The 20599-nt window shown below is 40.1% G+C and carries 17 protein-coding genes, 1 pseudogene and 1 riboswitch; of the genes and pseudogenes, 3 read left to right on the top strand and 15 right to left on the bottom strand.

Features of this window, described 5'->3' with window-relative positions; all coding sequences use genetic code 11:
- Positions 1-5 precede the first annotated feature (5 nt).
- Positions 6-677, bottom strand: a complete 672-nt coding sequence (locus AC3WLU_RS11950) for a reverse transcriptase-like protein (protein ID WP_222619895.1) — start codon at positions 675-677, stop codon at positions 6-8.
- 221 nt (positions 678-898) lie between these two features.
- On the opposite strand from AC3WLU_RS11950, the gene AC3WLU_RS11945 reads away from it, so the two are divergent.
- Both AC3WLU_RS11945 and AC3WLU_RS11940 read left to right on the top strand, forming a co-directional pair.
- Positions 899-1312: a reverse transcriptase-like protein gene (locus AC3WLU_RS11945; RefSeq protein ID WP_063575784.1), complete on the top strand. Its 414-nt coding sequence runs from the start codon at positions 899-901 to the stop codon at positions 1310-1312.
- Entirely contained in the window at positions 1296-2204 is a 909-nt protein-coding gene (locus AC3WLU_RS11940) for a DMT family transporter (protein ID WP_492597293.1), read from the top strand. The genes AC3WLU_RS11945 and AC3WLU_RS11940 overlap by 17 nt, the downstream gene beginning before the upstream one ends.
- A gap of 40 nt (positions 2205-2244) precedes the next feature.
- Here the strand turns inward: AC3WLU_RS11940 and AC3WLU_RS11935 are convergent, their stop codons facing one another.
- From AC3WLU_RS11935 to AC3WLU_RS11890, 10 genes are all read right to left on the bottom strand, one after another.
- Complete coding sequence (locus tag AC3WLU_RS11935) at positions 2245-2538, bottom strand: DUF6123 family protein (protein WP_034307851.1); 294 nt, start codon at positions 2536-2538, stop codon at positions 2245-2247.
- 268 nt (positions 2539-2806) lie between these two features.
- Positions 2807-3682: a 5'-3' exonuclease gene (locus AC3WLU_RS11930; protein WP_057277833.1), complete on the bottom strand. Its 876-nt coding sequence runs from the start codon at positions 3680-3682 to the stop codon at positions 2807-2809.
- An 85-nt stretch (positions 3683-3767) separates the two neighbouring features.
- Positions 3768-4595 (bottom strand): sulfurtransferase, encoded by an 828-nt coding sequence (locus AC3WLU_RS11925; RefSeq protein ID WP_440438954.1) that lies wholly within the window; start codon positions 4593-4595, stop codon positions 3768-3770.
- A 10-nt stretch (positions 4596-4605) separates the two neighbouring features.
- The gene (locus tag AC3WLU_RS11920) at positions 4606-5367 is read right to left on the bottom strand and encodes a nucleotidyltransferase domain-containing protein (RefSeq protein ID WP_492597292.1); all 762 of its coding nucleotides are present in this window, start codon (positions 5365-5367) and stop codon (positions 4606-4608) included.
- A 15-nt stretch (positions 5368-5382) separates the two neighbouring features.
- A complete protein-coding gene (locus AC3WLU_RS11915; RefSeq protein ID WP_492597291.1) occupies positions 5383-9096 on the bottom strand; it encodes a dynamin family protein in 3714 nt (1237 codons plus the stop codon).
- 188 nt (positions 9097-9284) lie between these two features.
- The gene (locus AC3WLU_RS11910; RefSeq protein ID WP_186442078.1) at positions 9285-9443 is read right to left on the bottom strand and encodes a hypothetical protein; all 159 of its coding nucleotides are present in this window, start codon (positions 9441-9443) and stop codon (positions 9285-9287) included.
- A gap of 146 nt (positions 9444-9589) precedes the next feature.
- The gene (locus tag AC3WLU_RS11905) at positions 9590-10120 is read right to left on the bottom strand and encodes an isoprenylcysteine carboxyl methyltransferase family protein (RefSeq protein ID WP_063575780.1); all 531 of its coding nucleotides are present in this window, start codon (positions 10118-10120) and stop codon (positions 9590-9592) included.
- Positions 10120-11208, bottom strand: coding sequence for a type III polyketide synthase (locus tag AC3WLU_RS11900; RefSeq protein WP_145504731.1), 1089 nt, complete (start codon positions 11206-11208; stop codon positions 10120-10122). Before AC3WLU_RS11900 ends, AC3WLU_RS11905 begins: the two co-directional genes overlap by 1 nt.
- A gap of 642 nt (positions 11209-11850) precedes the next feature.
- The gene (locus tag AC3WLU_RS11895) at positions 11851-13164 is read right to left on the bottom strand and encodes a nucleobase:cation symporter-2 family protein (RefSeq protein ID WP_057277827.1); all 1314 of its coding nucleotides are present in this window, start codon (positions 13162-13164) and stop codon (positions 11851-11853) included.
- The gene (locus tag AC3WLU_RS11890) at positions 13157-13756 is read right to left on the bottom strand and encodes a xanthine phosphoribosyltransferase (protein WP_063575777.1); all 600 of its coding nucleotides are present in this window, start codon (positions 13754-13756) and stop codon (positions 13157-13159) included. Before AC3WLU_RS11890 ends, AC3WLU_RS11895 begins: the two co-directional genes overlap by 8 nt.
- Positions 13757-13917: 161 nt before the next feature.
- Positions 13918-14019: riboswitch (purine riboswitch) on the bottom strand.
- A gap of 414 nt (positions 14020-14433) precedes the next feature.
- Between AC3WLU_RS11890 and AC3WLU_RS11885 the strand changes: the two are divergent.
- Positions 14434-14761: pseudogene (locus tag AC3WLU_RS11885) on the top strand (transposase); the annotation flags it as partial.
- 171 nt (positions 14762-14932) lie between these two features.
- Here the strand turns inward: AC3WLU_RS11885 and AC3WLU_RS11880 are convergent.
- The 4 genes from AC3WLU_RS11880 to AC3WLU_RS11865 all read right to left on the bottom strand — a co-directional run bounded on the left by AC3WLU_RS11880 (position 14933) and on the right by AC3WLU_RS11865 (position 20489).
- Positions 14933-16444, bottom strand: a complete 1512-nt coding sequence (locus tag AC3WLU_RS11880) for a carboxypeptidase M32 (RefSeq protein WP_278088425.1) — start codon at positions 16442-16444, stop codon at positions 14933-14935.
- A gap of 359 nt (positions 16445-16803) precedes the next feature.
- Entirely contained in the window at positions 16804-18717 is a 1914-nt protein-coding gene (locus AC3WLU_RS11875) for an ATP-dependent DNA helicase (protein ID WP_492597290.1), read from the bottom strand.
- A gap of 229 nt (positions 18718-18946) precedes the next feature.
- Positions 18947-19147, bottom strand: coding sequence for a cold-shock protein (locus AC3WLU_RS11870; RefSeq protein ID WP_034307871.1), 201 nt, complete (start codon positions 19145-19147; stop codon positions 18947-18949).
- 193 nt (positions 19148-19340) lie between these two features.
- A complete protein-coding gene (locus AC3WLU_RS11865; RefSeq protein ID WP_063575774.1) occupies positions 19341-20489 on the bottom strand; it encodes a THUMP domain-containing class I SAM-dependent RNA methyltransferase in 1149 nt (382 codons plus the stop codon).
- Positions 20490-20599 lie beyond the last annotated feature (110 nt).

Below are 20599 nucleotides of genomic sequence, written 5' to 3'. Positions count from 1 at the left end.
TGTTGTTATGGCTCCTTTGACCCAGCAATTTCTATTTTACTGAAAATGGCCTTTCCCTGCAGTGCAAGTGTGGCCAGGCGATCGGCTTCCTGGTTTTCCTTTCGAGAAATCGGCTTGCAGACAGGAATGATCTTTAATTTATCCAATTTCGCTTCAATGCGGTCCAGCCATTTATTTAAGTTTTCTTCCATACAGGGCCATTCACCGGAAAGTTGATTTAAGACGACTAGAGAATCACCTTTAAAGACACAGCTTTGATGGTGGATTCCAAGTTCGTCCATCTGCCTGACCGCTTCATGAAAAGCCGCATATTCAGCTTCATTATTGGATTCGAATTGCTCCAATTTCACATTGGTGCGTAACCGCAAGAACTTCTTTCCTTGACGATAATAAATGGCAACACCAATTCCTGCCACCTTTTCATCTTTTTGAAAACCTCCATCAAAGAAGACCGTCACATCCTGCGGTTCTTCCTCAATTTCCGTCAGGAGTTTCTTTAACTCTTTCTTGTTCCATGTTGTATCGAATTCATCCTTGAATTCCACTTCTTTCAGCCTTCCTGCCTTTTCAAGATCTTCTGTAATGACCAGTGCAGTCCCGGCATCAAGCCAATCCGAAACGAAATCGGCAGATGGTTTTTTTGAAGCTTGATATGTCCATTGCATAATTACCTTCAAAGATTTCCAGCTCCTTATCCATTCACGATTCATGCAGAACAGCTTACAATTTTCATACCTTTTTTTCGTCATACCCTTTATAATATATTGTAAGCATTTTAATTACTCTTTTTAATTATAGTTCCCATATCAGCCTGAAATTCTCATGTTTCAATCTTAATTTTAAATAAAACGTTATTATATCGAACATTTAAACAGTTAAACTCGAGGAGGAGCACATCTTGATCGAAGTGTATATTGATGGTGCCAGTGCGGGCAATCCAGGGCCTAGCGGTGCAGGTGTTTTCATAAATAATAACGGTGTGGTCGAGAGGCATTCCTTTCCGCTTGGGAATATGGAAAACCATGAAGCGGAGTACCATGCCTTAATCAAAGCATTGGAGATTTGTGTGGCCAATGAGTATCAAGTCGTTTCTTTTCGTACAGACTCCCAAGCCATCAACCAAGCCATTGAAAAAAGATTTGCAAAAAATAAGTATGCCCTTTTGCTGGAACGGGCGTTAAAGCTTTCCGACGAGCTTGATTTATTTTTCATGAAATGGATTCCAAATATCGAAAATAAGTCCGCGGATGAGTTGGCGAGACGGGCCATTCGCTTGAATAAGGCTGAGGAAAATCATGAACAAGACAGCTGATTTTTCATTATTATTCGTTGTATTCATCTGGGGCGTCACTTTTGTCATGGTCCAAAATGCGCTATCTTTTCTTGACCCCTTCACGTTTAATGCCGTCCGTTTTTTCATGGCGTTCGTATTCTTGCTCATCCCTTATTTATTTACTCTAAACAAAAAGGGGAAAAACGGGAGCAAAGGCCTTTTTAAAGCTGGGTTTCACATTGGTGTATGGCTTTTTCTCGGCTATGGACTTCAAACGATCGGATTGAATTATACAACGCCTGCCAAGACTGGCTTTATAACAGGATTAAGTGTTGTCATGGTACCTGTTTTTTCCCTGCTGCTATTAAAGCATAGGCTTTCCCGCAATACAATAATAGGTGTCGCAGCCGCAACCATCGGACTTTATTTAATGACTTTCGCTGACCGCTCCAATTTGAATATCGGTGATTTACTGGTATTTTTATGTGCAATCAGTTTTGCCATGCAAATCATCACCACCGCTAAATATGCCAAGACCCTTCCCGCTTTACCGCTGACGTTGGTTCAGGTTTCCACCGTATCTTTATTATCATTTGTTTCAGCTTTCATTTTCAAAGAGAATCATTCCGTCATCTTCAGCTCAGAGGTCATGTTACAGAGGGATGTATGGACTGCTTTGTTGGTTACGGCAGCCCTTGCCACGGCCTTCGCCTTTTTCGCACAAACCTTTTTCCAAGCCTATACGACACCTACAAGAGTGGCGCTGATCTTTTCAATGGAACCGGTTTTTGCAGCGTTATCCTCATACATATTGATAGTGGAAAAATTAACTTCCGCTTCCATCATCGGCTGCGCATTCATATTCTTGGGAATGATTTTTGCAGAACTGCCTGTTAAGAAAAAGAAACCGGTGACACAGGGGTTTTCTTGAAAAGCCCAAAATAAACGGACTTCCAGTTACGAAGTCCGATTTATTTAAGTAGCCCCTGTTCTTTTGCAAACGATACCGCTGCACTACGCGTTTCAATGCCATTTTGTTTTAAGTTTTCCAAAAAGGAGATATAAAAGCTGCCATCAAAATTCTTTTGTACCTTTAATGTCAACTCTATTGCTGCATTGACTAAAATATCACTTGCATCCGTGTAGCGCTTACCAAAATAAATAAAACCAATCGCGTCATTACCAAAAGTGAATCCCTTACCCTCTAAAAAACTAACATACTCTTCAGTTGATTTCGCCACTTCCTCATCCACTCCATACTTCATGCCTTATTTTCATCTTACCGTATATCAAAGAATTTGACTATCCATTTTTCGACAAAAAAATCATCGTACAAAATAAAGGACCGATGTCCCGGACTGTACAATTTGAACGTTGATTGGAACTAGGGCACTCGCTTTCCGCGGGCGGTCCGCCTGCGGGGTCTCCCTTCGACTCGCGGGCTAGTAGATCCCCAATCTCTTAAATTCAGGCGAAAATTTAAAGGGAATTTCAAAAGGGGGAGCTCCCATTAGGAAGCTCCCCCTTGTTTGATTAGATCATGCGCAGTAATGTCCTGAATTCATGATCCCTAGCCAGATTTTTGACCTTTTCGCGATCATACTGATAAACCGCATCGTCCAAAGGACATGAAATTGGTACATCGCATTTTATTTCTGCTAGCTTTCTGGATAAATGAAGCATATCGACAGCGGATTCAATTTTAGCCCGTTGCCCATTCGTCAATGAAGCAACATTTTCAAGAATGCCTTCGATACTTTGATACTGTATCAATAATTTCAACGCTGTCTTCTCCCCAATTCCTTTAACTCCGGGATAGTTATCAGCTGTATCACCCATTAAAGCTTTTAAATCGATCATTTGCCTTGGTGTAATCCCTTTCCACTCAAAAAAGCTATCGGGATTATGCACCTCATAGTTACCATACCCTTTTTTTAATAATAGTACGGAAATGTTTTCCTCTATTAACTGAAGCATATCTTGATCGCCAGTCAATATACCCACTCGGCTATGCTGTGCAGATGCTTTGGCAATTGTTCCGATACAGTCATCCGCCTCATAACCAGATAGTCCTATGTTAGGGATATCGAATGCTTCAACCGCTTTTTTCGCTAAGTCGAATTGAGGGATCATTTCGACTGGAGCTTCTGATCGATTCGCCTTGTATCCATCAAATAATTCATTTCTGAAAGTCTTGCTGCCCATATCCCAGCATACCGCTACATGACTGGGTGAAAAGTGATTCACCGCCGTCAGCATATGCTTCAAAAAACCTTGAACGGCATTGGTCGGGATGCCTTTGGAGTTAATCATGAATTGACCAGTAACGGCCGTTGCATAAAAAGCTCTAAATAAAAGCGCCATTCCATCGACAAGCATAAAGGATGGATGCTGCTCATTTTCTTTCATTAACACATTATCACCTCTATCATGATGTACTTCCATTTTAACATAACTGTCCCTTTTTTTAAGGATCGTTTAATTGGAAAAAATATTATTCAATTGGATTATCATCATACGAGATCCAGTCACTGAAACTGCCAATATAAATCTTTACATCTTTAAAGCCCGCTTCTTTCAGGGCGATATAATTGGGTGAGGCCGTTACACCTGAACCGCAGTACACAATGATTTCCTTATCTTTACCGATGCTTGTGAAATTCGACTGAAGATCTTCCTTCTTTTTAAAATAGCCATTTTCCATAACGTTCGTCCACACCTTATTTACTGCACCAGGTATATGGCCGGCTTTTTTATCAATTGGCTCCTCGATTCCCTCGTAGCGCTTAGATTCCCGTGAATCCATTAATACGATATCGTCAGGTCTATTCAAAGTGTAATCCTTCACTTTTCGAAAAGATGCAAAAACGTGTTCATTTAAATCGATACGATATTCGGTTGGCATATAATTCATTTGAATCGAGTCAATCGGATAGCCCGCATCCCTCCAGGCGCGATATCCCCCGTTCAGGACAAAGACTTTCTGATGCCCAAGGTAGCTTAGCAACCAGACAAACCTGGAAGCAAAAGAACCTTCCCCGCCATCATAAGCGATAAGTACAGTATCGTTGGTGATTCCATTTGATTCCAGTTTATCTTTAATGGTTTCCAGGTCAGGAAGAGGATGTCTTCCGCCATGATCTTGAACCTGACCAGATAAGTCCTTTTCAAGATCGAAATAAACAGCGCCTAAAATATGGTCTTTTTTGTAATCATTATACCCTGCATCAGGAGAGCCTAGTTGAAAGCGGCAGTCACAAATTCTGATATCTTTAGAATTCAACAACGGCAACAGCTCTTCTTTTTCGATTATAAAACTCATCAATATCCCCCTATTCCAAAATGGCCCAAATCAATTCATTAAGTTCCATTTCCATGTTCTTCCCTTGATGCAGCCTAGTTATCTCATTCTTTATGGAAAGTGATTTCCCTTCTATTAGCGAAAGATTTTTTTCACTTTCATTGTTGCTTATACATTCTTCCATTTGTTTTGCTTTAAATATCCGGATCATCCTGTTTTTCATTCCTTGATCCATTGAAACCGAATCAAGTAATTCCCATACCAATAATGGTGGCAGCGAACCCCGTTGGATGATATATTCAAGGGTTAAATACGAACGGTATACTTGTACCCATATTTTTAGCTCTTTTCTTTCGGAACCCCTTGTTTTTGTCAATTGTTGAAGATTGTCGCTCATCATCCGATAGTAATGGTGCCCCAGTGCCTTTTTGGAATAGCAATCCGCTATCAAACCAGTCATCTTCCTATAATAATCCGGATGGGTTATCAACCTGATAGGTGACTGAAACAATTCAAATAGAGCAGGGTTACTCTTTAAGGTAAGTCGGGATGATTTAAAGAGATCCCAGCCTTCCATGTCAAATAGGCCTTCTTTCACTTGAATGACTTCAACTGGCTGACTCAAGCTCAAGTATGATCGCTTATCATTATGAACATATATAAACCGAACATCGAAATCCGATTGGACCGATGATAAACCAAAAGAATGGCTGCCAGTAACAGCAGCCATCAATATCGTTATATCCTCATTTTTTTCCAGGTATCTCAAGCGTGAAATAAGGTTTTCTTTCATGAATGAACCTCGTTTCTATTTCGAATGCATTTTAGCCAATTCCGCTACAGCATTTTCATAATACGGTAAATCAACCGTTTCCTCCAATGCTGCACGTAAACCTGCAAAGATATCCGATACTTCCGTCTTAAACTCTTTTTGAATCGCGAGTAGCTCTTGATCGAGGACTTCATTATACATTTCGTAAATCCGCTCACCCTGTTCTTTTGCATATATAAGGGCAGGTTCATCCAAACGCTTCTGAAGACCTTCGCTCATTTTCGCTTTTTCATTCTTTTCAAAGAAAGATTTTGGATTCTTGAATAATGCCAATTCCTTTTTGAATTCCCCTGTATCCAATTGGGCAAAAGCTCCAGTGAATTCAAGGGATTCCCTCTCATTGGGTTCATATGGCTGTAATGAAAGGGTTCTTCTTATTTTTTGCATTTGCTGAAGCAAACTGCCCTGTTTCTCATTCAGTAATTTATTTACGAACATTTCCGTCCTTAAAGCCGTTGCCCGCATTTCCTGGGCAAGGTCAAAGCCTAACGCATCCAATAAGTTCTTCATCGATTGCTTGAGGACAATTTTCAGATCGCCTCCATCATCTTTTAAAACAGCTGGATTGAACGATTCTTTGAAGAAATCATTAAACCGGAAGAAGACCCGTTGTTTACTATAGAAAGTCAATTCGTCTATCTCTTTTTTTAACCGTTGCTTTTCGGCATCCCCTTTAATGACTGAAAGGAGTTCCGAAATGGCCTGTGACTCATGAGAAAGTGTCTCCAGGGCTTTTCGTTTCGCTTTCTCATCCTGTCTGGAAGCTGTAATTACATCTCGTAGCAATTCTTCGGTTCTTTTTACAGCCGCTTGAGCCGATTCAATCGCAAGTCCAGTTAAATCGTTTTCTATGAAAGAATCGAATTGGCCTTGGAATTCCATGATTCCGCTATTAGGAAGGAATGAATGCTTAAACGAACCAGGCGTTTGTTTTTCCATCAACGCCCCCTTACTCGTAAGCGGGAACAGTTTTGGAAAACGGATACCGAATCCATTCAATTGATCTGTGACATAATCCATCACTTCGTCCAATTCGTCAGTCGTTTGTGCCAGGTCGACGGCATTGACGATGAAAAACATCTTATCCATAGCGAAAGAATCTTTCACACGTCCAAGCTGTATCAGGAACTCCCTGTCTGCCCGGGAAAATGGATGATTATAATAAGTCACAAATAGGATGGCGTCCGAATTCTTAATATATTCGAAAGCTGCTCCAGTATGGCGTGCATTAATCGAATCGGCCCCAGGTGTGTCAACAAGGACCATCCCCTGCTTTGTCATTTCACAGTCATAACGCAATTCGATCAGATCAACAAGACATGACTTGGACTCTTCCGCAGCAAACCGTTTAAATCCTTCAAGGTCTACCGTAACCACATTTCCTAAATCATTTTGGTACTCGGGAAGCCCTTGATGAAACGCCCTAAGAAACGATAAGTGCGTTTTACCTTTATCAACTTCCCCTGCCTTCGCAATGATTTGCCCTGCTAGTTGCAGTGCTTCATCCAGAGTCTTTGCCGATTTATCAAAAGCTGCCAATGCCAGGCTTACATCTTCCAACAGCATCGCTTCGGTCTTTAATTTGACGGTTGCCGTTCCATGTGGATGCTCAGCGTCCGAAGACATGATTTTGTTGATTGCGGCCGTTGTCGGATTTGGTGAGACAGGAAGGACGCTTTCTCCCATCAAAGCATTGGCAAAAGAAGATTTACCCGCACTGAATGCACCGAAGAGGGCAACCGTGAACGTCTGTTGTTCCAAGCGATTTGCCTTCTCTTTCAGTTCTTTATAAAGCGATTGAAACCCTCTCAGAGGTTGGATCAGCTCGGCCGCCTGTTTTAAACTCGCTGCAGTTTCCACCAGCTTTTCTTTTCCGCGTAAATCAGTAGCATCAGATGAAGAAACAGTCACGGAAGGTACAGCATCCGTGATTTCTTTAACATGATCACTTATAGATTGTTCGTTGACGGACCTTGAATTACTTACTTTATCGGTTGTCATGATTTTGACTGTAATATTATTTTCCTCTTCATTCCATTCAGTTAACAGCATATCGATTTCACGCTCATCGACCAATGATTCAGTTTGATGGGCAATGGCCTCTAAACGTTCCGTTTGGTACTCGATTTCCGCGTTCATCGCAGCAGTAACTTTAAGGGCTTCCGCAAATTCAGAAAAACCTTCAAGTTCCTTATCGATGGACATGGACTGCTGTTCCACTATTCCTTCCATAACGGTAACCATATCATTCAAAAATCCTTCTGATACATCACGTGCTTTCTTTTTGATGGCTGATGCCAAATCATTCGTATAGTTTAAAACGTATTCACCCGTAATATCGACTTGAGGCTTCAAAGAGTTTTTTATGTAAGATTCCGTTACCTCGATCTGAAGTGCCTGAGCCTTACTTTCAAGTGTTGAATCATGGATTTCCGCTTGATTAAGCGTTTTAACCGCCAGTTCTTTAAGATGCCATTCAAGCTGGGTTTTCACCTTTTCTTGCAGATCGCTCAAGAACGCCTTAATACGTGCCTCACGTTCGGCATCCGTTTTTTTCTTGGCAAATAATAGACCCATTTTAAAGTCCGGCTGAGCCGATTCCAAGAATGATTTACCTAGGTCCCGTGTTGCAGCCGGCATGATGTATGCGCCTTTTAAAATGGTTTCCAATGCATCGGCATACTGGCCCTTGATTTCCTCTATGCGTCCAGTCAATGATTTTTTTTCTTTCAATAGGCTGTCCACCTGATTCGTCAGGTGTATCCGCTCTTCATGAGGCAGTTCTGATAATACTTCAATATCATCGGCATGTTCCTCTTCATACTGCTCCTTCAGCCAATTAAGATGTCTTTCGACAAGGGCATTTGCCGATTGCATGATGGCATCCTTCCCATCATTTAAACCTTTGCCCGCCATTTCATATATGAATTGCTTGACCACTTCTATTTCATTTTCGGTATTGTTCAAGTCTCTTACGGATGTATAAAAAATACCATCAGGATATACATTCCAGTTCGCAAAAGCTTCAGAAACGGAAAGCTTGAAGTCTTGAAACCCAAGCTCCTTTTCATCATGCTTATCGATCATATTGATAATTAAGTATGTCGGTTTTTCAGCCTCCAACAATTCTTTCGTGAATAGGAAGTTCACTTCTGATTGGACGTGATTGTAGTCCATGACATAAAAAACGACATCAGCTAGATGCAGGGCAGATTCCGTAGAAACTCTATGTGCATCGTCTGTCGAATCGATTCCTGGCGTATCCATGATCGCACATGAATCCGGCAGTGAAAAATCATTGGAACTTATCGTTATTGCCGATACTGAATCTCCATCCTTGGCAAATTTCTTGACCTCTTTAAAATCATAAGGTGCAGGAAATAAGACTGGTGGCTGATGATGGTAAAAGACTTTGGCATAGTCTTCCCCTTTTTGTACCTTTACCGTATTTGCACTCGTTGGAATCGGACTTGAAGGCAATACTTGATCACCAAGGAGAAAGTTGATCATACTAGATTTCCCCGCTGAAAAATGCCCGCAAAAAGCAATGATGAACTCCTCATTATTCACTTTCATGATTAACTGTTTCATTTTATCTGCATTGCCTGTATCACCTGCCGATTGAAATTTCTCATACATGGCAGTCAAAATTCCCAATTTGGACTGTTGCTTTAATGTTTCTTGAATCATGAATCCATACCCCTTAATCTATCGTCATTTTGATATTCTTATTGTAAACGATTTCGTTTGTTATTCATACCGTCAGCTTTATTTTTACTATATGATTCATTACAGGCCATGTTCAAAAAAAAACCACCAATTGGTGGATTCGCGCAATTTGATCCTATTGTTGGAATGCAAAAAAAAAACCAGGATGTTTACCTGGTTGTTGGGGTGGGGTTAAAAGCAGCTCGGTTTTCCATTGGTGACCCGGTATAAGGTTTTACTGCCTTTGCCGGTTTTTGAATATTATTCAATACATGTTTCATCACAAAACCATATGTAGCGATTGTCAATAAAATGAATACCCAAACCATTACCAACACCATCCTCTTTTATATTGATTAGCTTTTAGTTTTTAATTAAAATAAATGATTGAAATCCGAATGAGAATAATTTTCATCTTCATTTAGAATCTTATCACGAACGATAATCATTTTCAATAAGTAATTTCATTTTTTTATTATTCTCCCTTAAAAACCGTAGAATATTCCGTATGTTCCTTTAATGCCTTCTCTTCCAGTGGGATTCTTACCATCATCATCCAAACATTCAATAAACTAAAGATGATAGCAGTATAATATGCATTGAATAATAAGGAAATAACTAAAATCTCAGTTGCCACTATGATATAGTTCGGATGTTTGAAAAATTTATAAGGACCTTTAATGACTACATCGGCATCAGGAACCACTATGATTTTTGTATTCCAATGTTTTCCCAATGAACGGATTACCCAAATCCTTCCTGACTGCGCAATTAGAAAAAGGGTCAGCCAAATCGGCCAAAGTCCAGATATATCCCTTTCAAGGGCGACCACTTCAATAATGAGAACAATAAAAAAACTAAGATGCATCAGAACCATCCATTTGTAATGGGACTCACCGTATTCTATTGCTCCTCCTGCTTTCAACTGTTTTTCATTTTGTTTGGCGATATATAATTCAACAAGGCGCTGTATAGCGATCAAGATAATGAAAATGGCGAAGATCATCACTTCCACCTCATTAACACAAGTTCAGATGAAAACCCAGGCCCCAATGCAGCAGCCAGGCCCACCTCACCTTTATTCCCGCCCCGCTGCATGAACCTCTCCAGAACGTACAAAATAGTCGCTGAGGACATATTGCCGAATTCACGCAATACGCTCATTGACTCTCCCGTCATGCTTTCATCGAACCCGAGGGCTTCGTGATAAGCATCAATTACTTTCTTGCCTCCAGGATGAGCGATGAAATCTTTTACATCGTTTAGATCGAATCCATTCTCCATTAAGAACTCTTGAACATTCGGTTTAAGCCAATCCTTGATGATTGTAGGGATATCTTTCGAAAAAATCACGTATAACCCTTGATCTTTAACATCCCACCCCATTACATCCAATGAATCCGGCATTAGTGTCGATTGCGAATCCAAAAATTGCAAATGTCTTACTTTTTTTGAGAACTGTTCACTCGGCACTTCATCACCGCAAACCAAAACACAGCTTACTCCGTCGGAAAATAGTGAAGTCCCAATTAAATTGCTTTTGGAGATGTCATTCCTTTGAAATGTCAGACTGCATAACTCCACGCTTAAAACAATGACCTTCGCAGTCGGGTATGCTTGGCAATATTCAAAAGCACGTGATAGGCCACTCGCTCCCCCTGCACAGCCAAGCCCCCAAATCGGAATCCTTTTAGCATGCGGGTTAAATGTAAGTTCATTCATTATTCTGGCATCAATGGTCGGGGTGGCAATCCCCGTGCTTGAGATAAAGAAGAAAGCATCTAGCTCGTTTGCCTGCAGTCCTTCTTTTAAAAATTCTGTGTTGGCTAAGCATTTTTCTATAGCTTCTTTCCCAAATTTGATTGCCTGCTTTATATATAAATCATTCCGATCGGCAAAAGAATGATCCTCTTTAAACCAATCGAGATCATTTGAAAAATATCGATTTTCCACTTGTCCATTCTTAAAGGCCTTTAGTAACCGTTCTATATTCTTAAATGATGCTCCAAATATTTCTCTCGAAAATTCCATGATTTTTTCTTGTGAAAGCAAATGTGGCAGCTTTACATGAGATGCAGATAATAAATACGGCATGATTCCACCCCTAAATATTCATGATATGGTTAATATACCCACCATGACACCAATTATGCTTTTTAGCTAATGGTGATATGTATGGGATGAGTAAAACGGTGAAATCATGTTTGAATCCTTTGCAGCAGAATTCGGCAGCATGCTTGCCGGTAATGTTACCGCCTCTTTAGCAGGAGACAAAGCATTGGTTGGTATTACACCCCCCACGTCATTTTGGGCAATGGCGATAAAATGGCAAGGTACTCTTCATATCACCTTAATAATCGATATGTATACACGATATAATAAAACCCCCTTACCTATAATTTGGTAAGGGGGCGCTTTCAGTCATCTTTCTTTACTGAAGATTGATTTTGCACTTGTATAATAATGTTTTGAAACTCCTCTTTTCCACACACACTGCACCTATACTCCTGGCTTAGTATGGTCCTGCAATGAATACAATATTTTTTCTCCATCCCTATCACTACTTTCCTGAACATATACTATCAATATATTCAAAAAGTGAAGAGAGTTTCCTTTTATCTGACAAAACTCTAAATTCATTATCCTAAATGAAAAAAATACCCAAAATCCTCTTCACTTGAGGATTTTGGGCATGTAAACGGGTGAATCTATCAAGATTACCGAATCTATTTTTAATCAGGCTACATTTTGCCCTTCAATACGCGCTTCCTTCACTTTCCCTTTTGTAGGGATGATGTTAAAGACGATATTCAAGAATATGGCTGTCAAACTTCCGGCAACAATACCGTTTTCCGTTAAGATTTGAAAGCTTTCCGGAATTTGCGCAAATAGCTCAGGAACGACGGTCACCCCTAGTCCCATCCCTACTGAACAAGCGATGATCAATAAATTTTCTTGAGAAGCAAAATCAACTTTGCTCAACATCTTAATTCCAGCGGCAATTACCATCCCGAACATCGCCACCATTGCACCGCCAAGCACGGATGAAGGGATAATTGTCGTGAATGCACCGATTTTTGGAACAAAACCTATGAAAATAAGAATGCCAGCCGTTGTGAATATGACATTTCTTGTTTTAATGCCTGACAATTGAATCAAGCCGACATTTTGTGAAAAAGCTGTATACGGAAACGCATTAAACAAACCGCCAATCATGATGGCAAGTCCTTCAGAACGATATCCGCGAGCCAGATCGTCTTCCGAAATTTCTTTGTCCGTGATTTCACCAAGAGCATAATAAACACCAGTCGATTCCACCAAGCTGACGATCGCCACCAATGTCATTGTAATGATTGCCGTGACGTTGAATGTCGGGGTTCCAAAGTAGAAAAAATGAGGCATATGCAGCCAAGTGGCACTGACAACCGAGCTAAAGTCCACTTTCCCAAGGAAGAAAGCTGCAAATGTTCCTACTAACAGCCCCAATAAAATAGAGATGGAGCGTACGAATCCTGATGAGAATTTATACATGAATATAATGAATAACAAAGTTCCGAACCCAAGAGCTACATTATTCAAGTCTCCGAAATCAGCAGCTCCTTGGCCACCACCAAGGTTGTTGATGGCAACAGGAATGAGCGTAATGCCAATAATCAAAACGACCGATCCAGTGACAATGGGCGGGAAGAACCTTGCCAGTTTTCCGAAAAACTTACTAATGATAATGACAATTAATCCCGACGCCAAAATAGATCCATAAATGGAGTTGATTCCATATTGCGTACCAATTGCAATCATCGGGCTAACTGCTGTAAATGTGCAGCCCAGGACGACCGGAAGCCCAATTCCAAAGAATTTATTTTTCCATACTTGCAATAAAGTTGCTATCCCGCACATCAAAATGTCTATCGAAACTAAATAAGTTAACTGCGCTGCAGTCAATCCCAGCGCCCCACCGACTATCAATGGAATGACGACTGCACCGGCATACATAGCAAGAACATGTTGTAATCCTAATGAAGCAACTTTTAATGGTGATTGATTAGACATTAACGGCTTCTCCTTCCTTTTCCTCAGCAAACGTTATCTCACCGAATTTCAACTCAGCAATCCGTGCAAGTGATTCCACTTGAAAACCTTGTTCCCTAAGATCCTTACCACCGCTTTGGAATGCTTTTTCAATCACGATGCCGATTCCGGCCACTTCTGCTCCAACCTGCTTGCAGATTTCCACCAACCCACGTGCTGCCTGTCCGACAGCAAGGAAGTCATCGATGATCAAAACCTTATCTCCGGCTTCAATATATTTATTGGAAACCGTAATGGTATTGGTTTCTTTTTTTGTAAAGGAATGAACGGACGCCGTTATTAAATCATCTGTTAAAGTAAGTGATTTACGTTTACGGGCAAAAATGAGCGGAACTTCCAATTCCAGCGCAGCCATCAAACCAGGTCCAATGCCAGAAGATTCAATTGTCAGCACTTTCGTTATTTCCTTTTGTTCGAAACGTTTTACGAATTCTTTACCAATTTCTTTCATTAACATAGGATCCATTTGATGATTTAAAAATGAATCTACTTTTAAAATATCTTCTGATAAAGCTTGACCCTCGGACAAAATTTTATCCTTTAAAAGTTGCATGAAGGTTCCTCCCAATCTTGGATGTTTATTGACCCATAATCTATGCAATTGTTTCCAGGCATATAAAAAAGCCCAAGAAACATTGCTGCACTTTTTTTGAGTGAAGCAATACTTCTTGGGCATGAACGAAAAATGAATCAGCAAAAGCCTTCATTATGCAACAAGATCTATTACTCACCCATAGTCGAATTATTTACGGTAATCCGGTAGAAACTTGCAGGCCATATCCCTGCTATTATACGAGTGAAACTTAATATTTTATTAATATATGAATTATAACAACGCTGACTCTATTTGAAAAGTTATTTTTGTTAAAAACCGAACTTTCAATAAAAAAAATAAGTCATCATTCGTATTAATAGAAAATTGTGAAATCACTAAACCTAAATAGCATGGATTTACCTATAAAGAAAAAACATCGCTGTCCTTCAAATAACATTTACTGGTATTTTGCTCATGCCCTTTTATGGTTTGTACAATTTGACCGTTGATTTCCTCAACAGGTACTCGCTTTCCGCAGGCGGTCCGCCCACGTCGCCTTTGCGCCTGCGGGGTCTCCCCTGGACTCGCTTTTCTAAGCAGGAGTCTCGCATCTTCCGTTCAACTTTGTTTTAACTTTTAGAACCCTTTTGCCTATAAAGCATGATTCTATTCAGCGAAATGAACTGGAAATGATTACTTATAAAGAGGGTTATCGTGAGTACAAATCGCCAAAACACATCTGTGCAACATCCTCATCTTTATCACAGTGGACAAAAAGAATTTCAAAAAGTGGTGACACGGCCTATCTGGCAAACATATGTGGAAGAGGCAGATCATCAGCGTCATCATTTAGATGTAAAAACTATATATGCGAAACGTAAAGAAACGATTGAGCGTGTATTCGGGAGATGCAAAGGAATGGTATGCAGTGGACTACTTTAAGGGGACTTAAAAATTGTAGATGCAGGCGATGCTTACTTTTTTCGCTGGATTACTTTAAAAAAGATGGCCAATTGGACATAGTAAGGTCCAAAAATGGCCTAACCTAGTGGCTTGTAGAGCCCCAATCGCTTAATTCCAGACGGAAATTTAAAGGGAATTTCCAAAAGGGGTTCGGAATTTTTAATTCCGAACCCCTTTTGTCTACAAACTTAGAAGGCCTTTACACTTAATGCAAGTCTTTCTTCCTTTGATTCATTTGATTTTATAAACTTCTTTATATTTATCTTCAAGATACTTTATTAAATACTGAACATTCAGGCCTTCCCCTGTCGTTTCTTTCAAAATCTCCAAAGGTTTTTTTGTTTTTCCATATTTATGTATATTTTCATTAAGCCATTCCCTGATTGGCGCAATATCCCCCGCTTCCAACAGTCCATCAAAATCAGGCAAATCTTTAAGCATCGCTTGCTTGATTTGGGCTGCATACATATAGCCCAATGCATAAGAAGGGAAATAGCCAAAGCTGCCATCTGCCCAGTGTACATCTTGCAACACGCCCATGGCATCATTTTCAGGAACAATTCCCAAATAATCCTTATATTTTTCATTCCAGACTTCCGGTAAATCCTTCACTTCAAGTTCTCCATTAAAAAGAGCCTTTTCCAGTTCATACCGAATCATTATATGTAGAGGATACGTCAGTTCATCTGCTTCAATACGGATGAACGATGGTTTCGATTCGTTAATGCCCCGGTAAAATTCCTCCAGTGTCACGTCATTGAATTGTTCGGGGGCATATTCTTTTAATAAGGAGAATTTATTTTTCCAGAAGCTTTGGTTCCGTCCAATGAAGTTTTCGAAAAATAAAGATTGTGATTCATGGATCCCCATGGATGTCCCGGAATCAAGAAGTGTTCCGGTTAACTCATTGGCGATATTCTGTTCATAAATGGCATGTCCACATTCATGAATGGTACCAAAGATTGCCCCCCTAAAATCATTTTCATCGTATCGGGTCGTCACCCGGACATCTCCCCTATTTATTCTAATTTCGAAAGGGTGAACCGTTTCATCCAGCCTGCCAGCCTTGAAATCGTATCCTAGCTGTTTTAGAATTTCCAAATTGAGTTGATGCTGTTTTTCTTTTGGAAATTCTTTATAAAGGAACCCTGTTTCAGGTCTATGTTCGCTTGTTGCAATCTGTTTTACCAAAGGAACGATCCTCGACCGAAGCTCACTGAATACGCTGTCAAGTACATCTACAGTCATGCCTGGTTCATACATATCCAAAAGGGTATTATATTTCGTCCCTTCATATCCCCAGTATTCTACAAACCTGCGGGTATACGCTACAATTTGCTCCAGATAAGGTTGAAATAAAGAAAAATCAGCTTTTTCCCTTGCCTCTTCCCATGCACTTTCAGAACGCGATTGTAAAATGACGAATTCCTTATATTCGTTTGCAGGAATTTTCTTATTCCTTTCAAAATCTTTCTTACACTCTTGCACCATTTTATTAGTCGTTTCACTAAGAGGCTCCTTCGAAAGTTCTGCAATGAAGGATTCCATTTCTTTACTTGTGCTCATATTAAACACTTCGGAGGAAAGCACTCCGATAACTTCGGAACGCTGCTCAACTCCCTTTTTCGGTGCACCTGTACGCAAATCCCAAAAAATTAACGCGAGTGCTTCATTATACGCCGAGATTTTCTTAACATATTCTTTGAACTCTTTTTCTATCAGATCGATACCCTTTTTAGTCATAGTCACTGCTCCTTCCAACTACACTTTACCATATTATACAAAAATCATTCCTATCAGAACCACTCCGATTAATAAATTAGGCTGTTTTCGCATACTTTGTTGCTATTTACCAAGTAGTGCGGTGTGGTTGATTTCCCCTTCAGATGCTCGCTTTCCACGGGGCGGGCGGTGAGCCTCCTCGGCGTAAACGCCTGTGGGGTCTCACCTGTCCCGCTGCTCCCGCAGGAGTCTCGCACTTCAGCTCCAATCAACCTTAAATAGTTTCGTTTTAAAAACATCAATCTTTATGAAAAGAGCCATAAATTAAAATAAAAAAAGAACCAAGGGGCACCTTGGTTCTTTTTTTGGATTGACTTTAGTTAGAGCGTGACAGGAAGAATGGATACAATCTTCTCTTTCACCTGCTCCGAAAGATCCTTATCAATCAAAATCTGGACTGTCCCCGAATCATTGCTCGTCCTGATCAAACGCCCTATTCCCTGGCGCAAGCGAAGGAGCATGTATGGAAGGTCCACTTCTTCAAATGCATCGGAAACTGAGTTGCGTTTAGCCTCGAAAACTGGATCGCGCGGCGGGAATGGCAGGGAGTGTATCACAACATTTTGTAATGAAGGCCCTGGAACATCAAGTCCTTCCCATAAATGATAGGAGAAAAGAACAGATTGCTCATCCTCTTGGAACTTCTTAACCAGCTCGCTGATTTCCGCTTCCCCTTCAAAATAAAATGGATAAGAAGACATTGGGCAGTTTTCCTTGAACCAATGCAATTCTTCTTTTGATTGGAACAACACGAGTGTTCGACCTTGATTTTCCTCAATTGTCTTCATCGTAAATTCAAGTTTAGCCAATTGATCTCCATTTTCGAAGGTAGGCATGTTCATTTTCATGACTTCATCGTAATCAAACGGTGATTCAACGGAAAAGCTGTCATACTTTTCTATCCCTAAACTATCTGCAATGTACTGAAAGGATTTATTATCCGATAATGTTGCCGATGAAAAAATGTAAGGGATTTTTTTAGAGAATACCTGTTCAGACAAAATATCCTGTACAAGCCTTGGCATGATGACCAATGTTTTGGTCATTTCATTTTCTTCAAACCAGGAAACGGCCTGTTCATCCTTTATAAATAGAGAAAGGGAGTAGCCCAGCTGCTCTAAATATTCTTCCGTCACTTTTAAATCATAATCATTGATCGTGTACATTTCCGCTTCAAAAACTAGGTTCTCCTCTAACTCCTCAACCTTTTTGTGAAGCTTATGGGCAAAGCTTGTAATTTCTTTGGACATTGGGATTTCATAACGATTAGATCCGCTGACATGTATCGCTTTTTCATCCAACAAATCAAAAAATTCCTCATTGATATCAATTAAATCCTCAATGATGTATAAGGTCTCTTCACGAACCTGATTGGCTGTTAGCAATTCCAAAACCGAGGCAAGGGTTTGTTCCCCAACTTTATAAGTTAAAGCCTTTTGAGCAGCAAATTCCAATAAGTGGCCTTCATCAAAGACAACGCAGCTATGATCTGGCAGCAATGGTAACTGTCCTTCACGCTTACGCTTTTCCTTGGTCCATACATGCTCCATGAAGAAGTCATGTGAACAAATGATCAAATCACTTGATTTTCGATAGTGGTCCCGTGATAGGGTTTGCCCGCATCGATGGCGTTTATCACAAGTGAAACAGTTTTGGAGTTGATCCCAGCCAACTTTAGACCAGTCTTCATCATTTAAATATGGGTACTGTTTACGGTCCCCATATGCTGTATAGGCGTTCATGGATGAGTTATCATGGACAAACTTGGGAAGTTCATCATATAGCTGATCTATTCCCTCTGAATCTTCATGATTCACTGCGTAATCCAACTTCTTTAGACATACATATTGATCGTGATATTTAGCAAGCCGAACATCCACTTCAATACCTAAAGCATTCTTGATTTTTTGGATGTCGCCTTCCTCTTTGACAAGCTGTTCAATCAACGTTTCATCTGCACACGAAATAATGGCCGGTTTATTCGTATATCTCGCATAACAAATCGCATATAGTAAATAGACCAATGTCTTACCGGTCCCTACCCCTGCTTCAGCAAAACTTACATTCTTTTCCTTAAAGGCTTTTTCTAATTGAAATGCCATGAAGATTTGTTCGTCACGCAGCTCAAATCCTTTTTCGGGAAGAATATCGTAAAAGACATCACCGATCCATTCTGAAAGCTTATCGTAAAAAGAATCTTCCTTTGTTACCGAAAAAGGCAGTGTTTTAAGCATCCTGGTCTCCCCTTTTATCTATCATCAGTATATAGAATCCGAATCATTATAATCTTAGGCAAAAGTATATTATCCTTTATTTCACATTAATAGTCAAGATATTTACCAACCATTAGAAAATGAAACGTGTTATGTATGTTTTTTCTATGTATGCTGCCTGGTTGTCCCATTCGTAAAATAAAAGACAGGCTCCAAAAGAGAGCCTGTCTGTAAATAATATAGGGTTGAATTAAGCTTTGTTTACGTTTGATGCTTGTGGTCCACGTTGACCTTGTTCTACATCAAATGTAACGTCTTGGCCTTCTTCAAGAGTTTTGAAACCTTCGCCTTGGATAGCTGAGAAATGTACGAATACATCGTCTCCACCTTCACGTTCGATGAATCCAAAACCTTTTTCTGCGTTAAACCATTTTACTTTACCTTGTTCCATTTTTGTTGCCTCCTAGTGTGTTCTCCACACATTATATTACTATCCTTGTTCAAAAGAATATTAAGGTATTCCTTAAATCTGAACAAAAATAATTCATTATTAGAATAACAGAAAAGGAAATGATAAGCAAGACTGGAACCTATTATGAATAAATCGTCCTGACTAGCAAAATCCTCCGTTATATTCTACCTACTTATTCACCTTGAGGCTGTCTTGGCGGCCTTTTCCCCCAATATTGATAAAGGTCAGCACGAATGAAACCATTGAACAATTTCCTTTTTTTCGTTGCAGGCTTACCATAATGCTGTTCGAAGTCAGGGTTGGAGGTAATCATGTATACTGACCAAGTATCAAGCTTCTTGAAGGCTTGGCCCATTTCCCTATACATCTGCTCAACCGCTTTTTTCTCGCCAAGACGTTCTCCATAAGGCGGGTTCCCGACAATGACACCATACTCTTTCCTGGTTGAGATATCCCTCACCTGCATTTGTTTGAATTCAACCAGATCACCAAGACCGGCTTCAAAACTATTAGCTTTAGCTATATCGACCATTCGATGGTCAATATCACAACCGGTTATGTCCAAGTACTGATCATAATCGGCTAAATCTTCAGCCTCGATCCGTGCTTCATCCCAAACCTTACTGTCCATCCATGACCAAGTTTCAGATACGAATTCCCTATTAAAACCAGGTGCTATGTTCTGACCAATTAAGGCCGCCTCGATGGGAATCGTTCCAGATCCACAAAATGGATCTATGAAAGGTTTATCCGCTTTCCAATTGGTCAGCATGATTAACGCAGCCGCCAATGTTTCTTTAAGAGGTGCCTCCCCCTGCCCGGTTCGATATCCCCGTTTATGCAGACCTGCACCTGAAGTGTCCATGGTAAGTGTCACAACATCTTTTAAAATAGATACTTCAATTTTAAACAAAGGACCAGTTTCAGCAAACCAAGACACTTGCTTGTATTTACTTTTCAATCTATCAACAATTGCCTTTTTGACAATTGCCTGACAATCAGGGACACTGTATAGCTTTGACTTAACGGATTTTCCACTCACGGGGAACTCAACATCGGCCGATAAGTAATCTTCCCAATTCAATGCCTTTGTTTTTTCAAACAACTCATCAAATGAATATGCTTTAAATTCCGCGACTTTAATTTTCACCCTATCGGCAGTACGCAGCCATAAATTAGAGCGGGCAATGGCGGATTGATCCCCTTTATACGTGATTTTACCATTTTCGACTTGACAATCGTAACCAAGATCCCGAACCTCCTTGGCAACAATTGATTCCAATCCCATTGCTGATGTTGCGATAATATCGAATTGTTTCATTATTTCTGCACCTTCTTTCCATTAATCCAATCAATGGCACCTTTTCACGAATTTCTTCATTTATGTATTTTAGAAGCAGGCATTGATTTTTTACATGTAAACCTTATTTA

It is taken from the genome of Peribacillus sp. FW305-BF15 (assembly GCF_058783805.1).
Note: the sequence above shows the minus strand (reverse complement) of the source record. Positions and strands in the feature narration are given on the sequence as shown.